The following is an 18,718-nucleotide window of genomic DNA, read 5'->3' on the forward strand; positions in this document are numbered from 1 at the left end:
ATGCGGGAAATGATCCGCCATCAGGCGCAATCGATTTTCGGTTCGTTTCTGGCAATCCTGTCGCGCGGGATCACCGGCGTGCGGCCAATCTGGAGCGGCACTGGTCCGTCGCGCAATCAGCGCATCTATTTTGCCAATCACACAAGCCATGGCGATTTCATCCTGCTTGCCTCCTGTCTCGATCAGGAAGAGCGCGCGCGTACCCGCGCTGTTGCAGGTGCCGATTACTGGCGAGGCAATCGCGTCCGCCAGTTCATGGCCGAAGTTCTGTTGCGCACCGTACTCGTTGAACGCAACTGGGTTGAGCGCACACAGGATCCGATGGAAGTGATGCTGAAGGCGCTGGCCGAGGGGCACTCGCTCATCATCTTTCCCGAAGGCACGCGCAACATGACCGATGAGGCGCTGTTGCGTTTTCGTTCCGGCCTCTACAATCTGGCGCTGGCGCGTCCCGATGTCGAACTGGTGCCGTGCTGGATCGAAAATATGTCGCGAGTGCTGCCCAAGGGTGCCATGCTGCCCGTGCCGCTTCTGTGCCGGGTTATTTTCGGTGCGCCGGTGCAGCTTCGCGATGGCGAGGACCGCAAGGAATTTCTCGCCCGTGCCCGCCAGAGCCTTCTCGATATCCAGCCCCATAACGGTAAACATCCATGAGCGAAACGACCCGATTATTCCTTGGCCTCATGGGCGTTCTGATAACGGCAAGCGCGGTTGCCGGTGTTCTTTCATGGCGCGCGCAGAAGCCGCTCTCATCCACACTGCTCAATCTCAATGCCCGCATCAAGGCGTGGTGGATCATGGTCGGGGCCATGTGCATAGCCTTCCTGTTCGGGAAAGGCGGGGTGATCATGCTGTTCGCGCTGATCTCGTTCGCCGCCTTGCGCGAATATGCGACGCTGACGCAGACACGACGCGCCGACCACCGCGTGCTGCTGGGGATGTTCCTGCTGGTCATTCCGGTACAATATTATCTGATATGGATCGACTGGTATGGGCTCTATTCCATTTTCATCCCGGTTTACTGCTTCCTCGCCATGCCGGTTTTGACCGCCCTTTCCGGGGATACGTCGCGCTTTCTGGAGCGTATCAGCGAGCAGCAATGGGGCATCATGCTGTCAGTCTATTGTATCAGCCACGTGCCCGCCTTGATGACGCTGGACATTCCCGGTTTCGATGGCAAAAAGCTGCTTCTGATCGCGTTTCTTGTGGCCACGGTGCAGGGCAGCGATGTGCTGCAATATATTTTTGGAAAGCTGTTTGGAAAACATCGCATCGCGCCCAGCATATCGCCATCCAAGACCTGGGAAGGGTTTGTCGGCGGGGTCGCTAGCGCCTCGCTTCTGGGCGCCGGGCTTGCCTGGCTCACGCCGTTTTCGCCGGTGCAGGCGGGCGCCCTGGCGGCGACATCATGCATCATGGGTTTCTTCGGCGGTCTGGTGGCTTCCGCCATCAAGCGCGACCGCGGTGTTAAAGACTGGGGCCACATGATCGAAGGACATGGCGGCATGCTCGACCGCGCCGATAGCCTCGTCTTTTCGGCACCCGTCTTCTTCCATATCGTGCGCTACTTCTGGACCTGAGACGGAAGCTTTAAACCCTGTCGACTGTACGCGCCGGTTCTTCTCTGTCGATCAGATGGGAAGGTGCTGCGAATTGCAGCAGCTTGTTCTTGTTCGTGATCTTGATCGCGGATGCCTGCACACTGACGCCATGCGAGACGAGCGTTGCAAAATTGCGCGACAGGTTTTCCGGCGTCATGCCGAGATAGGCGGCAAGCGTCCGTTTTTCATAAGGGATCATCACGACGTCCGCGTCGTTGTTCAACAGCGATTCCTTGACGATCCAGTTGGCGAGACGCTGTACACTGCTTCGCAGTTTTTGCGCCTTCAGTTCTTTTACCAGGCGTCGATAGGAGCGTGCGGTTTCAAAGACGACAGCGCGCATGAAGCCTACATCCTCGCTCATCAAATCCCGGACCAGGCTTGAGGGCGCCATCAACACGCGGGTGGCCGTCAGGGTCTGCGCGGTTTGCAGGCACACATCATCATTGAGCACGGCCGCGAGAATGAATATGTCGCCTGCGCGGAGTATCTCCAGTGCGGTCTCGCCCTCGTCCGATTTCGCCGACATGAGCACAAGACCATCGAGGATTGCGAACAGAAAGTCCGCAGGCTCGTCTTCCTTGATCAAGGTCGTCCGCGGCGGAAATGACTGAACGAAGCTCGGACGTATGATCCGCTCGAACGTGGCATCCGCCATATCCATGAAAAGCGGCAAATTTCTCAATGCGTCTATGTCTTCCTTCCGCATTAAACCTCACTTTTATACTCAAGTTCTGATGTGTCAATTATGCTTGATAAATATCAATTAAACAATATGAATAAATCAATACTTTGATCAAATTAAATCTATTTTTGCTGTTAACGTACGAATATTTAAAATTCAACTTGAATAGTCTGCCGATATTGATCTTAATCAATGTATTCATCTGACAGCCGACGCATAAGTGCCAACGAAACCTTCCATGGTATTCAATTCGGAGTACGCCTATGCAACATGTCGCAGGGGAAAATCCCAGGGCGCAGACCACGGCGCTAGCGATGAGTACGACCGCTTTTACCGTCTGTTTTGCGGTCTGGACCATCTTTGCAATCATCGGCATTGAAATTCGATCCGAGCTTGGCTTGACCGAAACCCAGTTCGGCCTGCTCGTCGGCACACCTATCCTGACCGGATCGCTGATCCGGGTGATCCTAGGCATATGGGCGGATCGTTATGGCGGCCGCGCCATTTTCACGCTCACGATGCTGGTCTCGGCGGTTGCCACCTATCTTCTGACATACGCCACCACCTATCCCCAGATGCTGATTGCAGCGCTGGGCGTCGGCGTGGCAGGCGGGTCTTTCGCGGTTGGCGTCGCCTATGTCTCGCGCTGGTACCCGCCAGAAAAGCAGGGTGTCGCGCTTGGGGTTTTTGGCGCGGGCAATGTCGGCGCGGCGGTGACGAAGTTCTTCGCGCCGATGGTCATGGTTGCACTGGGCTGGCATGCGGTTGCCGAAATCTGGGCCGCTGCGATGGTTGTCATGGCGCTGATTTTCTATTTCACCACGAGCGATGATCCCGTTCTGGTCGAGCGTCGGCGCAAAGGCGAAAAACCGACCAGCACCCTGATGGAGCTGGAGCCGCTGAAGAATATTCAGGTCTGGCGTTTCTCGCTGTATTATTTCTTCGTCTTTGGCGCTTTCGTGGCTCTTGCACTGTGGCTGCCGCAATATCTGATTCATGTCTATGGCGTCGATATTCGCCTCGCAGGCATAATCGCGGCGTTCTTCTCCGTCCCGGCCAGCCTTTTCCGCGCCTATGGCGGACATCTTTCGGATGTCTACGGCGCACGTCGGGTCATGTACTGGACCTTCGCCGTTTCGCTGGTCGCAACCTTCGTGCTGTCTTATCCACCGACGGATTATGTCATTCAGAGCGATAACGGTCCGCTGGCTTTCCACGCCGAAATGGGCGTGATCGGCTTCACTATCACGGTTTTCATCCTCGGCTTTTTCATGGCTTTGGGCAAGGCAGCCGTCTTCAAGCATATCCCTGTCTATTATCCAGGCAATGTTGGCGCTGTCGGCGGTCTCGTTGGTATGATCGGTGGCCTTGGTGGCTTTATCCTGCCGATCCTGTTCGGTGTGCTGCTGGATCAGACCGGCCTCTGGACGAGCTGCTTCATGCTCCTGTTTGTGATCGTTGCGGTTTCCTTTGCGTGGATGCATGTCTCGATCCGCCAGATGGAACGCGCCTCGCAAGGCACGGCCACGGAAGAGCTTCCGGCCTTCGCCGAATTGCAGGGTCTGAAGAAGGCCGAAATCAAGCCGGCAAAGGGCGATTCCGTCCTTACCGACTGGCGCCCGGACGATCCAACCTTCTGGGAACAGAAGGGAAGGAAGATCGCGAAGCGCAATCTGTGGCTCTCCATCCCGGCGCTTCTCCTGTCCTTCGCCATCTGGCAGGTCTGGTCTGTGGTGGTGGCGAAGCTGCCGCTGGTGGTTAACAGTTTACGACCGACCAGCTCTTCTGGCTGGCAGCGCTCCCCGGCATTTCGGGCGCGACCTTCCGTATCTTCTATTCCTTCATGGTGCCGATCTTCGGTGGACGCCTTTGGACGACATTGACGACCTGGTCGCTGGTTATTCCGGCCATCGGTATCGGCTATGCGGTACAGAATCCGAACACGCCTTACTTCATCTTCCTGTTGCTGGCGCTGTGCTGTGGCTTCGGTGGCGGCAATTTTGCCTCCTCCATGTCCAACATCTCGTTCTTCTTCCCGAAGCATGAAAAGGGCAATGCGGCGGCGCTCAATGCGGGCCTCGGCAATCTTGGCGTCAGCGTCGTGCAGTTCGTGGTTCCGCTGGTCATCACTGCCGGTATATTCGGCAAGCTTGGCGGTGATCCGGCAATGGTTGCCACCGAAGCCGGCAGCACACCGCTCTGGTTGCAGAATGCCGGCTTTTTCTTCGTGCCGTTCATCGTCGTCACGGCTTTCGCCAATTGGTTCGGCATGAACGATATTGCGTCGGCCAAGGCTTCGTTTGCCGACCAGGCCGTCATTTTCCGCCGCAAGCACAACTGGATTATGTGCTGGCTTTATACGGGGACTTTCGGCTCTTTCATTGGCTACTCGGCTGGCTTCCCGCTTCTGACCAACATCCTGTTCCCGGAAGTGAATGCGCTTCAGTTCGCCTTTCTCGGGCCTCTGGTCGGCGCGCTGTCGCGGTCGGGTTCCGGCTGGCTGGCGGACAAGTATGGCGGGGGCCGCGTCACTATCTGGGCATTTGTGCTGATGATGGTCGGCGTGGCTGGCGTGCTGTACTTCGTCGGCGTCAAGGATCAGCCGAATGCTTTCTGGGGCTTCTTCGCTTCCTTCGTCCTGCTGTTCTTCGCGACTGGTATCGGCAATGCCTCCACCTTCCAGATGATCCCGGCGATCATGTCGAAGGAAATGGTACGGCTGATGCCAAACGCTACTCCGGAAGAGCGCCGTCATGAAGCGGACAAGGAATCTGCTGCCATCACCGGCTTCACCTCGGCCATTGCTGCCTTCGGCGCCTTCTTCATCCCGAAGGGCTACGGCACCTCGATCAGCATGACCGGCGGACCGGAAGCGGCACTTTGGGCCTTCCTGATCTTCTACGTGACGTGCCTCGTCATCACGTGGGGCGTCTACACCCGAAAAGGCGGCCTGCTCTATGACGTGGAGCACCGCAGCAAACAAGCCGCTGCCGCTGCCTGAAGAAATCAAGTGAGGATAAAATCATGAGTCTACTCCTCGATCGCCTGAACTTTCTTGCGCGCAAGAATGTCGGCACCTTCTCGGAAGGCCATGGCGTCACGACCAATGAAAACCGTGACTGGGAAGACGCCTATCGCAAGCGCTGGCAGCACGACAAGATTGTCCGCTCCACCCATGGCGTGAACTGCACCGGCTCCTGCTCGTGGAAGGTCTATGTCAAGGGTGGTATCATCACCTGGGAAACCCAGCAGACCGACTATCCGCGCACCCGCGCCGATCTGCCGAACCACGAACCGCGCGGCTGTTCGCGCGGGGCAAGCTATAGCTGGTATGTCTATTCTGCCAATCGTGTGAAATACCCGCTGATCCGCTCCCGTCTCCTGAAGCTGTGGCGCAGGGAGCGTACCTTGAAAACGCCGGTCGCGGCGTGGGCAGCGATCCAACAGGACCCTGCCAAGCGTGCCGACTATATGAAGGTGCGCGGTCTTGGTGGTTTTGTCCGCGCTACGTGGGAAGAGGTCAACGAGATCATCGCTGCGGCCAACGCCTATACGGCCAAGACATATGGGCCGGACCGGGTGATCGGATTCTCGCCGATCCCGGCCATGTCGATGGTGTCCTATGCAGCGGGCTCGCGCTACCTGTCGTTGCTCGGCGGCGTCTGCATGTCGTTCTATGACTGGTATTGTGACCTGCCGCCCGCTTCACCCATGACGTGGGGCGAACAGACCGACGTGCCGGAATCGGCTGACTGGTACAATGCGGGTTTCCTGATGCTCTGGGGCTCCAATGTACCGCAGACGCGCACGCCGGACGCGCATTTCTACACGGAAGTGCGTTACAAAGGCACAAAGTCGGTTGTGGTCTCCCCCGATTATTCGGAGGCGGCGAAGTTTTCCGACCTGTGGCTGCATCCGAAACAGGGCACCGACGCCGCGCTTGCCATGGCGCTTGGCCATGTGATCCTGCGCGAATATCACCTCGACCGGCAGGTGCCCTATTTCGAGGATTACTGCCGTAAATATTCTGATTTCCCGATGCTGGTCATGCTCACGAAGAAAGACGGACGCTATGTGCCGGACCGCTTCCTGCGCGCCTCCGACCTGAAGGACGATCTGGGCGAAGCAAACAATCCCGACTGGAAGACAGTGGCTTTCGACAGGAAATCAGGCGCCTATGTTGCCCCGCAAGGCTCCATCGGCTTCCGCTGGGGCGATGACGGCCAGTGGAACCTCGAAGAAAAGGATGGCCGGGGCAAGGATGTGGAACTCGCCAAGAGTTTCATTGAGGCGGGCGCGCACGATGCCGTGGCCGATGTGGCGTTCCCTTATTTTGGCAATCGCGAGCACGATTATTTCGAAGGCACCGACCATGACAGCGTGCTGGTGCGCAAGGTCCCGGCCCGCAAGCTCAAGCTGAAAAAGGGCGAGGTGCTGGTCGCAACAGTGTTCGATCTGTTTGCTGCCAATTACGGTTTGGATCGCGGGCTAGGCGATGAGAACTCAGCCAAGTCCTATGACGAAGGCTTGCCATACACTCCGGCCTGGGCCGAGAAGATCACCGGCGTCCCCCGCGACCAGATCATTGCTGTCGCCCGCGAGTTCGCAACCAATGCCGAAAAGACCAATGGTCGTTCCATGGTTATTCTCGGTGCCGGTCTCAATCACTGGTACCACATGGACATGAACTATCGCGGCATCATCAACATGCTGGTGATGTGCGGTTGTATCGGTCAGTCTGGCGGCGGCTGGAGCCATTATGTGGGGCAGGAAAAGCTGCGTCCGCAGACCGGCTGGACAGCACTTGCCTTCGCGCTCGACTGGAGCCGTCCGCCACGCCACATGAACTCCACCTCGTTCTTTTATGCGCATACCGATCAGTGGCGCTACGAGACCGTGAAGGTGCAGGACATTCTCTCGCCCACCGCACCCGAAGGCGCGTGGGAAGGCACGATGATCGACTACAACATCCGTGCCGAGCGCATGGGCTGGCTGCCCTCCGCGCCGCAGCTCCAGACCAACCCGCTGGAGCTTGCCAAGGAGGCAGCCGCATCGGGCAAGGAGCCGAAAGACTTCATCGCGAATGCGCTGAAGAATGGCACCATCACCATGTCCTGCGAGGACCCGGACCACGAGGCCAACTGGCCGCGCAACATGTTCGTCTGGCGTTCCAACCTGTTAGGCTCATCGGGTAAGGGGCATGAATATTTTCTGAAACACCTGCTTGGCACGTCCAACGGGCTGCTTGGCAAGGATCTGGGACAGGAAGGCGCACAGGAAAGTCGTGAGGCCGTGTGGCATGAGAATGCTCCCGAAGGAAAGCTCGACCTTCTGGTTACGCTTGATTTTCGCATGTCCACAACTTGCGCCTATTCCGATATCGTTCTGCCGACTGCCACCTGGTACGAGAAGAACGATCTCAATACGTCCGACATGCATCCGTTTATCCATCCGCTGTCGAGCGCAGCCGACCCGGCATGGGAAGCACGGAGCGACTGGGAAATCTTCAAGGGAATTGCCCGGAAGTTCTCGGAAGTGGCGCCGGAAGTGCTGGGCGTCGAGAAGGACATCGTTCTCGTGCCCACCCTGCATGACACGGCGGGCGAGCTGGCGCAGCCTAAGGAGGTCCTCGATTGGAAGAAGGGTGAAGTCGAGCCAATCCCCGGCAAGACAATGCCCTCGGTTGTGGTTGTGGAGCGCGATTATCCAAACCTCTACAAGCGCTATACCTCCGTCGGGCCGCTCCTGGACAAGCTGGGCAATGGCGGCAAGGGCATTTCGTGGAATACCGAACACGAGGTCGAGCTGCTCGCCAAACTGAATGGCAAGGTGCATGAGCCGGGTGCGAGCGAGGGGCGCCCGCGCATCTATACCGACGTTGACGCAACCGAGGTTATTCTGTCGCTCGCGCCGGAAACCAACGGCGAAGTGGCGGTCAAGGCATGGGAAGCGCTGTCGAAATTCACAGGCCGCGACCATTCTCATCTGGCTATCCCCAAGGAAGATGAGAAGATTCGCTATCGCGATATTGTTGCGCAGCCGCGCAAGATTATCTCGTCTCCCACATGGTCGGGCATCGAGTCCGAAACCGTCTGCTATAATGCGGGCTATACCAACGTCCATGAGCTGATCCCGTGGCGCACGCTGACCGGCCGTCAGCAGCTCTATCAGGATCATCTGTGGATGCGCGCCTTCGGCGAGGGCTTCTGCGTCTATCGCCCGCCCATCGACACCAAGACGGTCAACCCGGCAATCCGCGAAAAGGCGGACGGCCAGCCGCATCTGGTGCTGAACTTCATCACGCCGCACCAGAAATGGGGCATCCACTCCACCTATACGGACAATCTCCTGATGCTGACGCTCAATCGCGGCGGGCCGGTTGTCTGGATTTCGGAGCCGGATGCAGCAAGGGCCGGCATCGTCGATAATGACTGGGTGGAAGTCTACAACGCCAACGGCGCCATCGTGGCCCGTGCGGTCGTCTCCCAGCGCATGAAGGATGGAACCATCTTCATGTATCATGCGCAGGAGAAGATCGTGAACACGCCCGGCTCGCCGCTCACCGGCCAGCGCGGCGGCATTCACAACTCAGTCACCCGCATCATCACAAAGCCGACGCATATGATCGGCGGCTACGCCCACCAGTCCTATGGCTTCAACTATTACGGAACCGTCGGCGCCAACCGCGACGAGTTCGTGGTCGTGCGCAAGCTCGACCATGTGGACTGGATGGAAGGGCCGCTTGAGGAAGGCAACCAGAGCTCCGCAGCGAAGGAGGCAGCAGAATGAAAATCCGTGCGCAAATTGGAATGGTGCTCAATCTCGACAAGTGCATCGGCTGCCACACCTGCTCGGTGACGTGCAAGAACGTCTGGACGAACCGTGAAGGCGTGGAATATGCCTGGTTCAACAATGTCGAGACCAAACCCGGCATTGGGTTTCCCAAGGAATGGGAAAACCAGAAAAAGTGGAACGGCGGCTGGGTCCGCAAGAAGAACGGTAAAATCGAGCCGAAGATGGGCGCCAAATGGCGTATCCTCGCCAAGATTTTCGCCAACCCGGACCTGCCGGAAATCGACGACTATTACGAGCCGTTCGACTTCGATTACGGCCATCTCCAGACAGCAGGCGAAAGCAGGACCATGCCGACCGCCCGTCCACGCTCGCTGATTTCCGGCGAGCGGATGGAAAAGATCGAATGGGGTCCGAACTGGGAAGAAATTCTTGGCGGTGAATTCGCCAAGCGTTCAAAAGACTACAATTTCGAAGGCGTGGAGAAGGAAATCTACGGCCAGTTCGAAAACACTTTCATGATGTATCTGCCGCGCCTGTGCGAGCACTGTCTCAATCCGACCTGCGTTGCAGCCTGCCCGTCAGGGGCGATCTACAAGCGCGAGGATGACGGCATTGTCCTGATCGATCAGGAAAAGTGCCGCGGCTGGCGCATGTGCGTCTCCGGCTGCCCCTACAAGAAAATCTATTACAACTGGAGTTCGGGCAAGTCCGAGAAGTGCATCTTCTGCTATCCGCGCATTGAAGCAGGCCAGCCGACCGTCTGTTCGGAAACCTGCGTCGGTCGCATCCGCTATCTGGGCGTGATGCTCTATGATGCAGACCGTATTTCGGAAGCCGCTTCCACGGCCAATGAACAGGATCTCTATCAGGAGCAACTCAACATCTTCCTCGATCCGAACGATCCTGCCGTGATCGAACAGGCGCGCAAGGATGGTGTGCCGGAAGCCTGGCTGGAATCTGCCAAGCATTCACCCGTTTACAAGATGGCAATGGACTGGAAGATTGCCTTCCCGCTTCATCCTGAATACCGCACTCTGCCGATGGTCTGGTATGTACCGCCGCTCTCGCCGCTCCAATCGGCTGCCGCTGCGGGCAAGCTCGGCATGGATGGTCCGCTGCCGGATGTCCGTTCCATGCGCATTCCGGTCCGCTACCTCGCCAATCTTCTGACGGCAGGCAAGGAAGAGCCGGTCATCTCGGCGCTGGAACGCATGCTCGCCATGCGTGCCTATATGCGCGCCAAGACCGTCGATGGCGTTATCGACGAGGCGATTGCCGACCGCGTCGGCATGAGCGGGGCGATGATCGAGGAAATGTACCACATCATGGCGATTGCCAACTATGAAGACCGTTTCGTCATCCCGACGACGCATCGCGAAGTCACCGAAGACGCCTATGACATGCGCGGCTCCTGCGGCTTCACCTTCGGCAATGGCTGCTCAGGTGGCACATCGACGGAAGACCTGTTCGGTTCCAAGCGCCAGAAGGTCGTCCAGACGCCAACCGACATTTTCAGGGAGCAGGTGTAATGAACAAGACCCTGAAAATCATATCGCTGCTGCTGTCCTATCCGACGCCTGAGCTGCAGCTTGGCGGAGAGGAACTGAAAGAGGCGCTTGCCGGGGAAAAACTCTCGCCCGGCATCCGCAGGCTCCTCGACAGTCTTGTCGAGTATGTCTGCGACTGCGACCTCTACGAGGCACAGGAACGCTACGTGCATCTTTTTGACCGCACACGGTCGCTGTCACTGCATCTTTTCGAGCATGTACATGGTGAAAGCCGCGATCGCGGCCAGGCCATGGTCGATCTCATGAAGATGTATGACGACAACGGCTTTGTCGTGGATGCCAAGGAATTGCCGGACTATCTGCCGCTGTTCCTCGAATTCCTGTCGACGCGCTCGCCGGAAGAAATCCACGATCTTCTCACCCAGACCGGCCATATTACCGCGGCCATTGGTGAGCGTCTGCGCAAGCGGCAGTCACCCTATGCCAACGCCTTTGCCGCGCTGCTTCACGTCGCCAATGCCAAGCCGGACAAGAACCTCGTCGGAGAATTGCTTCGGCAAGAGGAAGACGATCCGAACGACCTCGCCGCGCTCGACCGCATATGGGAAGAAGAAGCAGTGACGTTTGGCGGCAATGCGGGTGAAAACTCCTGCGGGCCGGACCGGCTACGCATGCAGATGCGTGCTGCACAGCGCAAGCCCGGCTCCCCGTCCAACCCTTCGCATATATAGGAGACGGAAAATGGCGTACCTCCATACGTTTCTTTTCGGCATCTATCCCTACATCGCATTGAGCGTGCTCGTCCTTGGTTCGATCTTCCGCTACGACCGCGAGCCCTATACGTGGCGTTCGGGCTCAAGCCAGCTTTTGCGACGCAAGCAGCTTATGTGGGGTTCGGTGCTGTTCCATCTCGGCGTGCTGTTCATCTTCGCCGGTCATTTTGTCGGCCTGCTGACACCGATCTGGGTCTTCGACATGCTGGGCGTCAGCCATGAGGCAAAACAGATACTCGCCGTCGTGGCGGGTGGCATCGCGGGGGTAATGGCAATCGTCGGCGCCAGCATGCTTGTGCATCGCCGTGTGTTCGATCCGCGTGTTCGTGCATCCTCAAGGCCGACTGATACGCTGATTATCATTCTATTATGGTTGCAGCTTCTGCTGGGGCTCAGCACCATCCCGATCTCGCTTCAGCATCTCGACGGCGGCGAAATGGTAACATTCATGAACTGGGCGCAAGGCATTTTCACCTTCAACCCGGCGGCATCGAGCTATATCGCCAATGCGTCGATCATCTTCAAGATGCATATCTTCCTGGGGCTTACCATCTTCCTGCTGTTTCCGTTTACGCGCCTTGTGCATATGCTGAGCGCGCCGGTGCGCTACATCTGGCGTCCGGGCTATCAGGTTGTGCGCAAACGTAACCAAACGGTCCAGCCCTCGCAAATGCGCATACCTGCGGAGTAAGGCTTATGGTCACGCTTTTCGATCGGAAACAGCCCGCCGCAGGGCAGCACAATCACCCGACCGGCTACACCACCTATCAGGAACCGGATACGCGGGTGCCGCCGAAGCCGCGTCCGGTCTTCGACGCGGTGTCCGTCAACGGCGTGGCGATCAACGAAACCGACATTCTGACGGAGGCGCAAAACCATCCGTCGGAAAACCCCGGTGCGGCGCTGTTTGCCGCCGCGCGGGCGCTCGCCGTGCGTGAGCTTCTTCTGCAGCGCGCAAGGGAAACCGGTATTGTTCCCGATCGCGAGAAAGACGCCGAAGGGCGCAGCGAGACTGACGAGGATGCGCTGGTGCGCATGGTGATCGAACGGGAGGTCGAAGTGCCTTCCGCAACGCGCGAGGAAGCGCTGCGCTTTTACGAAAACAACCGCCACCGCTTCACAAGCGCGCCCATTCTGGAGGCGAGCCATATCCTGATCGCCGCCGATCCGGCCGACAGCCAAGCGCGCGAAAAGGCCCGTGCGACTGCGGCCCATCTGGCCTCCTCGGTGATTGCCGCGCCGGCCACTTTCGCCTCGGTTGCGCTTGAATATTCGTCCTGCCCGTCAGGTGCGCATGGCGGAAATCTTGGCCAACTCACACGCGGCAGCACAGTGCCCGAATTTGAGCGGGCGCTGGAGCGCCTTACACCCGGTGAAATAACGCCGAACCCGATTGAGAGCCGGTTCGGCTTTCATATCGTGCGGCTCGATCGTCGCATCGAGGGTGAAGAACTGCCGTTCGACTATGTCGCCGACAGGATTGCCGGCTGGCTGGAAGCCTCGACCTGGTCCAAGGCCGTGTCGCAATATATCGCAATCCTCGCAGCAGATGCCGATATTACGGGGATTGATCTGTTGTCGAATGAGGGAACCGAGGCATGAGCCATGAACCGACACTTGCAGCTATTCTGGCCGCAAAGGACGTGCCGGTGGACCAGCTTCTGGCAGGTGTAGCGCATCGGGCGAGGCAAACGGGACTTCGCGCGGTGGGTTTTATCCAGCACCGCGAAGGCAGCGCGGATGAATGCTGCCGTGAAATCGAGATCGAGCATATCGGCACCGGCATGACGCAGATTATTTCGCAGCCGCTCGGTTCGGGGTCGAAGGGGTGTCGTCTCGACCCGGCGGCGCTCGCCGATGTGGCAGGCCCGCTTCTGACGGAACTCGATAACGGAGCCGACATTCTGATCCTCAACCGTTTCGGCAAGGGTGAAACGGAAGGACATGGTTTCCGCTCTATCATCGAAACGGCGTATTCGCGCCGGATTCCGGTGCTGACCGTGGTCCGGGAGACCTATGTCGAAGGCTGGAACGATTTCGCCGGTGATTGCGGCGTTCTTCTGGCTCCCGACAGCAAGGCGACGCTTGCATGGTTCGACCGCGTAACGGCCCCCCGACGCTTGCCTGAAGCCGTATGATTGCGGCCTCTCTGCTGTAAACGCCCTATAAATCAAGCTGATCGCGACGGTCTTCCGCGATCAGCTTGCGGATTTGATAGACGATCTGGTCTCCATGCACCTTGCCAAGCAGGTCGGCGGTATCCACGTCCCGTTCTTCGATGGCGCGGATCATGTCTTCGTGCTCGGTGACGTAGCGCTCGGGTAGGCGATCGGCAAACGACTGGTAATAAAGGCGCAACAGCCTGCGACCTTCATCAAGAAGCCTCGAAAAGAAAGTGGTGTAGAAGGGATTGCGTCCCGCTTCCGCAATGGCCGCATGAAAATCACGGTTCGTTGCGATCATTTCCAGCGCGTTTTGTGAGCGGACTGCGCGGGCAAAAGCTTCCTGATGTGCACGGATGTTTTCAAGGTCCTTGTCGGTCCGGTTGCGGGCGGCAAGCCGCGTCGTTACACGGTACATCAGCGTCACTGCGTCGAAAAACGCGGGAAGGCTGAGAAAATCGATGTTGGAAACAACGGTCGAGCGATTGGGAAGTGTGGTCACGAAGCCATCGCTTGCCAGCCGCACCAATGCTTCACGTATAGGCGTGCGCGACATGGAAAAGCGCTCGGCAAGCTGGTTTTCATCGATGGGGCTACCCGGCGCAAGCGAAAGATCGATGATCTCGTCGCGCAGCACGTCGTAAACCAGCTTGACGCCTGAACCCTTCTTCCGGTCGGCTGCCTGGTTTGCGTCGTCTTTGTCCATGATCCTGTTTGTCCTCTGTGGGTGTTTATGAGGCAGTGCAACAGCCTTTTTAACACCAGTTTAAATCCCAACCGTCAAGCAATCATAACCAGAAATAAAATTTTGGTCGACAAGAAAAATACAAAGTGTATATTTGATTCAATACAACGCTCGACAGACCGATTGTAGATTCAGGTTGTGTGAAAAGCGCTCAAGGAAAAACGCTATGACCTCTAACATTTTCTCCGGTTGCATTCCGGCCCTCATGACCCCCTGCAAGCCTGACCGCACGCCTGATTTCGATGCGTTGGTCCGCAAAGGCAAGGAACTGATCGCGAAGGGCATGTCTGCGGTTGTCTATTGTGGTTCCATGGGGGACTGGCCGCTTCTCACGGACGAAGAACGCATGGCCGGCGTCGAAGCGCTTGCCAAAGCTGGCGTGCCCGTCGTCGTCGGTACCGGTGCGGTCAATACGAAGATCGCCGCTGCCCACGCTGCCCATGCGCAGAAAGTCGGTGCCAAGGGCCTGATGGTCATTCCACGCGTTCTTTCGCGCGGTTCGTCGATGTCGGCGCAGAAGGCCCATTTCAAGGCGATCCTTGCGGCGGCTCCCGATCTGCCAGCCGTTATCTACAACAGCCCTTACTATGGTTTTGCAACCCGCGCAGACTTGTTCTTCGCCCTGCGTGCGGAACATCCGAACCTGATCGGCTTCAAGGAATTCGGCGGTGCGGAAGCTATGCGTTACGCAGCCGAAAACATCACCAGCGCCGATGATGAAGTGACCCTGATGGTTGGTGTCGATACCGGCGTTTTCCATGGCTTCGTCAATTGCGGTGCAACCGGTGCGATCACCGGTATCGGCAATGTGCTGCCGAAAGAAGTCCAGCACCTGGTAGCGTTGTCGAAGGCTGCGGCCAAAGGCGATGTTGAAGCGCGCAAGCTGGCGCTGGAACTGGAAGCCGCATTGGACGTGCTGTCATCTTTCGATGAAGGCCCGGACCTTGTGCTCTTCTACAAGCATATGATGGTTCTGACTGGCAACCCGGAATATGAGCTGCATTTCAATGAGACTGACAAGTTGTCCGACAGCCAGCGTGGCTATTGCGAAACCCAGTTGAAGCTCTTCCAGAGCTGGTATGCCGACTGGAACAAGCAGGGCGGTGCGGCGGCGAAATACGCCGCCTGAAACAAATGCAGATAAAAGAAAAAGGCGCCGAACTCCGGCGCCTTTTTGTTTGGGTTCACGACACTGCGTCGAGACCCTTTTCCTTCAGCTTTTCCAACAGTGCGATCTCGTCGGCGCTGAGCGTGATGCCCTTTGCCAATGAATCGCGGCGCGCGGCAAAGCGGCGTTGCGATGGGAGGCGCGCACCCTGTCCGGCAATCGCATCGATCAGGATCTCGCCACGCTCCTGCGGGTTGCCGCGGCCACCTGCCATGCGGGCAGGGTCGAAGGCAATGATGAGTTCGCCATGGCGCGGCGCAAGCGTCGTCGTGCCAAGGAAGTCTAGGGCCTCGGGGCTGGTGAAATCACCGATCATCACACCGGCCAAAAGTTCGATCATCGTGGAAATAGCCGATCCCTTGTGCCCGCCGAACGGCAACATCGCGCCGGCAAGGGCGGCTTCGGGATCGGTGGTCGGGTTGCCGTCCGCATCGACGGCCCAGCCTTCTGGCAGTCGCTTTCCGGCGCGACGGTAAAGCTCCAGTTCGCCACGCGCGGCAACACTCGTGGCAAAGTCGAACACATAAGGATACTCGCCGGAGCGAGGCCAGCCGAAGGCGAAGGGGTTGGTGCCGAGAAGCGGCTTCGTTCCGCCTGCTGGTGCCACAGTGGCATAGCTGGGGCACATGGCAATTGCCGCAAGGCCTTGTTCGGCGAGTGCTTCGACTTCAGGCCACAAGGCCGCGAAATGGGTGCAGTCGTTAATCGCCAGCGCCGCAATGCCTAGCTTGCGCGCCTTCTCCACGAGGGCAGGTGTGCCGCGTTCAAATGCAAGATTGGCAAAGCCGCCCTTGGCGTCCACACGCACGACCGCGCTGTCGTCGGTCGTGACGACCGGGTCGGCATCGGCGACAACCTTGCCGCTCTTCAGCGTGCGAAGGCAGCCTTCAATACGGTAGACACCATGCGATTTACAGCCGTCGCGCTCGCCCGCCACAATTGTCTTCGCAATGGCTGCGGCATGATCGGCGCTGAAACCAGCCTTGCGAAGGATTTCTCGCACAAGCTTGGCGAGTTCTTCAGTTGAAATCGAAATGGTGTCGCTCATTCTTTCATTCCTTGCCAATTCTTGGGCGCTGTTCTTGGGGCGGGGCCGAGTGTAGGCGAATATCGTTCGTAGAATGCATACAAGATGCATGCAGGATTGTCATGCCGCACCAGAGGACTGGAGGCTGCGGCAAAAGGGCTGGCGGGCACATCGAATGGTGCGATGTTCCGATGCAGATAATCAATCGGTTTTATTCTGAGCGCCATTATCAGGAATAACTTCATGTGTTTGATCCAGATCAAAGAGGCCGACAGGCGTCAGGTCTAAATCCCGTTACATGGCGCGTTAAAGCCGAGAAGGCAGGTGCGCCAATCGATGGAGATCAGGATGAAAATGCGTAACCTCGCGATCGAACTTGCTGCAGCAGGCATTCTGGCTGTGCTGGCGGCACCAGCCCTTGCTGAAAATATTGAAGTTCACATGCTCAACAAGGGCGCTGAGGGCGCCATGGTTTTCGAGCCTGCCTATATCAAGGCGAATCCCGGCGACACAATCACCTTCGTGCCGGTCGACAAGGGGCATAATGTTGAATCCATCAAGGACATGATCCCTGAAGGTGCCGAAAAATTCAAAAGCAAGATCAACGAGAACTATGTGCTGACGGTTAACCAACCCGGTGCATATCTGGTAAAGTGCACACCACACTATGCCATGGGAATGATCGCGTTGATCGCGGTGGGCGACAATCCAGCCAATCTTGACCAGATCGTTTCGGCCAAGAAGCCAAAGGTCGTTCAGCAACGGCTGGAAAAAGTCGTCGCCAGCGCAAATTAAGCAAGAGTGACCGAAAACTCTCGATGAGCCGAACTTGAACCGGCTTCATGACGAGGACATCATGACCAGACAGCCAAGCCTGCAAGCAGTACCTGCTGCGATGCCATCCGATCAAAAAGGTATGCCGCGCGGACTGAAAATGACCGGTCCCGTCCTCCTCAGCTATGGCTTCCGCCCTTTCTTTCTGGGCGGAGCCATATGGGCCATTTTGGCCATGCTTTTCTGGATATTGTCATTGACGCTCGGAATGCCGTTGGGCGGTTCCTATGGTGGATTGAACTGGCATGCTCATGAAATGGTATTCGGTTTCTCGTCAGCCGTCCTGGCGGGTTTTCTGCTGACAGCCATTCCGAACTGGACGGGAGGCCTGCCGGTGTCGGGCACACCGCTTGCCCTTCTTTGTGGCGTATGGCTTGCCGGACGCCTCGTCTTTCTGGAGCCAGATCTCATCGATGTGCGCTTTGCAGTCGCTGTCGAAAGCCTGTTTCTGCCTTTGCTGCTTTCCATCTGTGCGCGGGAAATCATTGCTGGGCGCCAATGGAAAAACCTTAAGGTGCTGGTCGGCGTGGCAACGGTGATGGGCGCCAATCTTGTCTTCCATTATCTGATCCTGACCGACGGCGACGTGGCATTGGCCAACCGCATCGGGGTCAGCGCTTATGTCCTTCTGGTTATGGTGATTGGCGGGCGCATTGTGCCAAGCTTCACCCGCAACTGGCTCAACAAGATGGGGACGACGCGCTTTCCGGTCCCGTTCAATCGCTATGACGGGTTTAGTATCCTTGTCGGGATGGCTGCCTGCATCGGCTGGATCGCAGCTCCCGATCAAACCATAACTGCGGTACTGGCGTGGATTGCAGCCCTGTTTCACATCGTGCGGCTTTACCGCTGGCGCGGATGGTCTGTAGCGCGGGAAAAGCTGCTGCTTGTACTTCACGTCGCCTATGCATTTATCCCGCTCGGCTTTTTTGTCATCGGTCTTTCGGCCATTGATCGCCTTAATCCATATTCCGCCTTGCATGTCGTGACCGTGGGTGCGATCGGCTGCATGATGCTGGCGGTCATGACGCGGGCCACCCGCGGCCATACCGGGCGCGAACTGACGGCTTCGCCCGTCACGCAAGTCGCTTATCTGTGCCTTGTCGCGGCAGCGCTGATCCGTCCACTGGCGGAAGTCATGCCGAATTTCTTCCACACCATCCTCGCAGCATCTGCCCTACTTTGGATGGGGGCTTTCGGGCTCTATGTCCTGGAATACGGCCCGATGCTGTTGCGTGAGAGGCGCCAGCGTATGGCCGGGGCGTAATCGCCTCATCTCGATACTATTATAAGGAGCAGTCTGCGGGTCGCCTGCGGACTGCTTTTTCGTGTTTCGGGAAGTGAGTCGCGTCGCCAGAACCGCGATTTGGTCCGCCCGAATAGCCTAAAGCAGGGGTGTGGAAAGAAAAATCACACTCAA

14 protein-coding genes and 1 pseudogene are annotated in these 18,718 nt (G+C 57.8%); 12 read left to right on the forward strand and 3 right to left on the reverse strand.

Annotated features, from left to right (window positions below; genetic code table 11):
• Both FJQ48_RS20435 and FJQ48_RS20440 read left to right on the forward strand, forming a co-directional pair.
• Complete coding sequence (locus FJQ48_RS20435; RefSeq protein ID WP_139976738.1) at positions 1 to 654, forward strand: lysophospholipid acyltransferase family protein; 654 nt, start codon at positions 1 to 3, stop codon at positions 652 to 654.
• Positions 651 to 1,580 (forward strand): phosphatidate cytidylyltransferase, encoded by a 930-nt coding sequence (locus FJQ48_RS20440; RefSeq protein ID WP_139976739.1) that lies wholly within the window; start codon positions 651 to 653, stop codon positions 1,578 to 1,580. Before FJQ48_RS20435 ends, FJQ48_RS20440 begins: the two co-directional genes overlap by 4 nt.
• A 10-nt stretch (positions 1,581 to 1,590) precedes the next feature.
• Here the strand turns inward: FJQ48_RS20440 and FJQ48_RS20445 are convergent, their stop codons facing one another.
• Positions 1,591 to 2,310, reverse strand: a complete 720-nt coding sequence (locus FJQ48_RS20445; RefSeq protein ID WP_139976740.1) for a cyclic nucleotide-binding domain-containing protein — start codon at positions 2,308 to 2,310, stop codon at positions 1,591 to 1,593.
• A gap of 239 nt (positions 2,311 to 2,549) precedes the next feature.
• Here FJQ48_RS20445 and FJQ48_RS20450 point away from each other — a divergent pair.
• The 7 genes and pseudogenes from FJQ48_RS20450 (at position 2,550) to FJQ48_RS20480 (ending at position 13,500) form a co-directional block, all read left to right on the forward strand.
• Positions 2,550 to 5,287 (forward strand): annotated as a pseudogene (locus tag FJQ48_RS20450) (MFS transporter).
• Positions 5,288 to 5,310: 23 nt separating this feature from the next.
• Positions 5,311 to 9,075 carry a nitrate reductase subunit alpha gene (locus FJQ48_RS20455; protein WP_139976741.1) on the forward strand — a complete coding sequence of 1,255 codons (3,765 nt, stop codon included), beginning with the start codon at positions 5,311 to 5,313 and terminating at the stop codon, positions 9,073 to 9,075.
• Positions 9,072 to 10,610 (forward strand): nitrate reductase subunit beta, encoded by a 1,539-nt coding sequence (gene narH / locus FJQ48_RS20460; protein ID WP_139976742.1) that lies wholly within the window; start codon positions 9,072 to 9,074, stop codon positions 10,608 to 10,610. The genes FJQ48_RS20455 and narH overlap by 4 nt, the downstream gene beginning before the upstream one ends.
• A complete protein-coding gene (gene narJ, locus FJQ48_RS20465; RefSeq protein ID WP_139976743.1) occupies positions 10,610 to 11,320 on the forward strand; it encodes a nitrate reductase molybdenum cofactor assembly chaperone in 711 nt (236 codons plus the stop codon). The genes narH and narJ overlap by 1 nt, the downstream gene beginning before the upstream one ends.
• 10 nt (positions 11,321 to 11,330) lie before the next feature.
• Positions 11,331 to 12,053, forward strand: a complete 723-nt coding sequence (gene narI, locus FJQ48_RS20470; RefSeq protein ID WP_139976744.1) for a respiratory nitrate reductase subunit gamma — start codon at positions 11,331 to 11,333, stop codon at positions 12,051 to 12,053.
• Between the two features lie 5 nt (positions 12,054 to 12,058).
• The gene (locus FJQ48_RS20475) at positions 12,059 to 12,964 is read left to right on the forward strand and encodes a peptidylprolyl isomerase (RefSeq protein ID WP_139976745.1); all 906 of its coding nucleotides are present in this window, start codon (positions 12,059 to 12,061) and stop codon (positions 12,962 to 12,964) included.
• Entirely contained in the window at positions 12,961 to 13,500 is a 540-nt protein-coding gene (locus tag FJQ48_RS20480; protein WP_139976746.1) for a DUF2478 domain-containing protein, read from the forward strand. The genes FJQ48_RS20475 and FJQ48_RS20480 overlap by 4 nt, the downstream gene beginning before the upstream one ends.
• A 25-nt stretch (positions 13,501 to 13,525) precedes the next feature.
• Here the strand turns inward: FJQ48_RS20480 and FJQ48_RS20485 are convergent, their stop codons facing one another.
• The gene (locus FJQ48_RS20485; protein WP_139976747.1) at positions 13,526 to 14,230 is read right to left on the reverse strand and encodes a GntR family transcriptional regulator; all 705 of its coding nucleotides are present in this window, start codon (positions 14,228 to 14,230) and stop codon (positions 13,526 to 13,528) included.
• Positions 14,231 to 14,435: 205 nt separating this feature from the next.
• Here FJQ48_RS20485 and FJQ48_RS20490 point away from each other — a divergent pair, with 205 nt between their 5' ends.
• Complete coding sequence (locus tag FJQ48_RS20490; protein WP_139976748.1) at positions 14,436 to 15,398, forward strand: dihydrodipicolinate synthase family protein; 963 nt, start codon at positions 14,436 to 14,438, stop codon at positions 15,396 to 15,398.
• A 55-nt stretch (positions 15,399 to 15,453) separates the two neighbouring features.
• On the opposite strand, the gene FJQ48_RS20495 is transcribed toward FJQ48_RS20490, so the two are convergent.
• Positions 15,454 to 16,485, reverse strand: coding sequence for an Ldh family oxidoreductase (locus tag FJQ48_RS20495; RefSeq protein ID WP_139976749.1), 1,032 nt, complete (start codon positions 16,483 to 16,485; stop codon positions 15,454 to 15,456).
• 333 nt (positions 16,486 to 16,818) lie between these two features.
• Here FJQ48_RS20495 and FJQ48_RS20500 point away from each other — a divergent pair, with 333 nt between their 5' ends.
• A complete protein-coding gene (locus FJQ48_RS20500; RefSeq protein ID WP_139976788.1) occupies positions 16,819 to 17,259 on the forward strand; it encodes a pseudoazurin in 441 nt (146 codons plus the stop codon).
• Between the two features lie 61 nt (positions 17,260 to 17,320).
• Positions 17,321 to 18,565: an NnrS family protein gene (locus FJQ48_RS20505; RefSeq protein WP_139976750.1), complete on the forward strand. Its 1,245-nt coding sequence runs from the start codon at positions 17,321 to 17,323 to the stop codon at positions 18,563 to 18,565.
• The last annotated feature ends 153 nt before the right edge of the window (positions 18,566 to 18,718 follow it).

The organism is Ochrobactrum sp. CGA5, assembly GCF_006345815.1.
GTDB lineage: Bacteria > Pseudomonadota > Alphaproteobacteria > Rhizobiales > Rhizobiaceae > Brucella.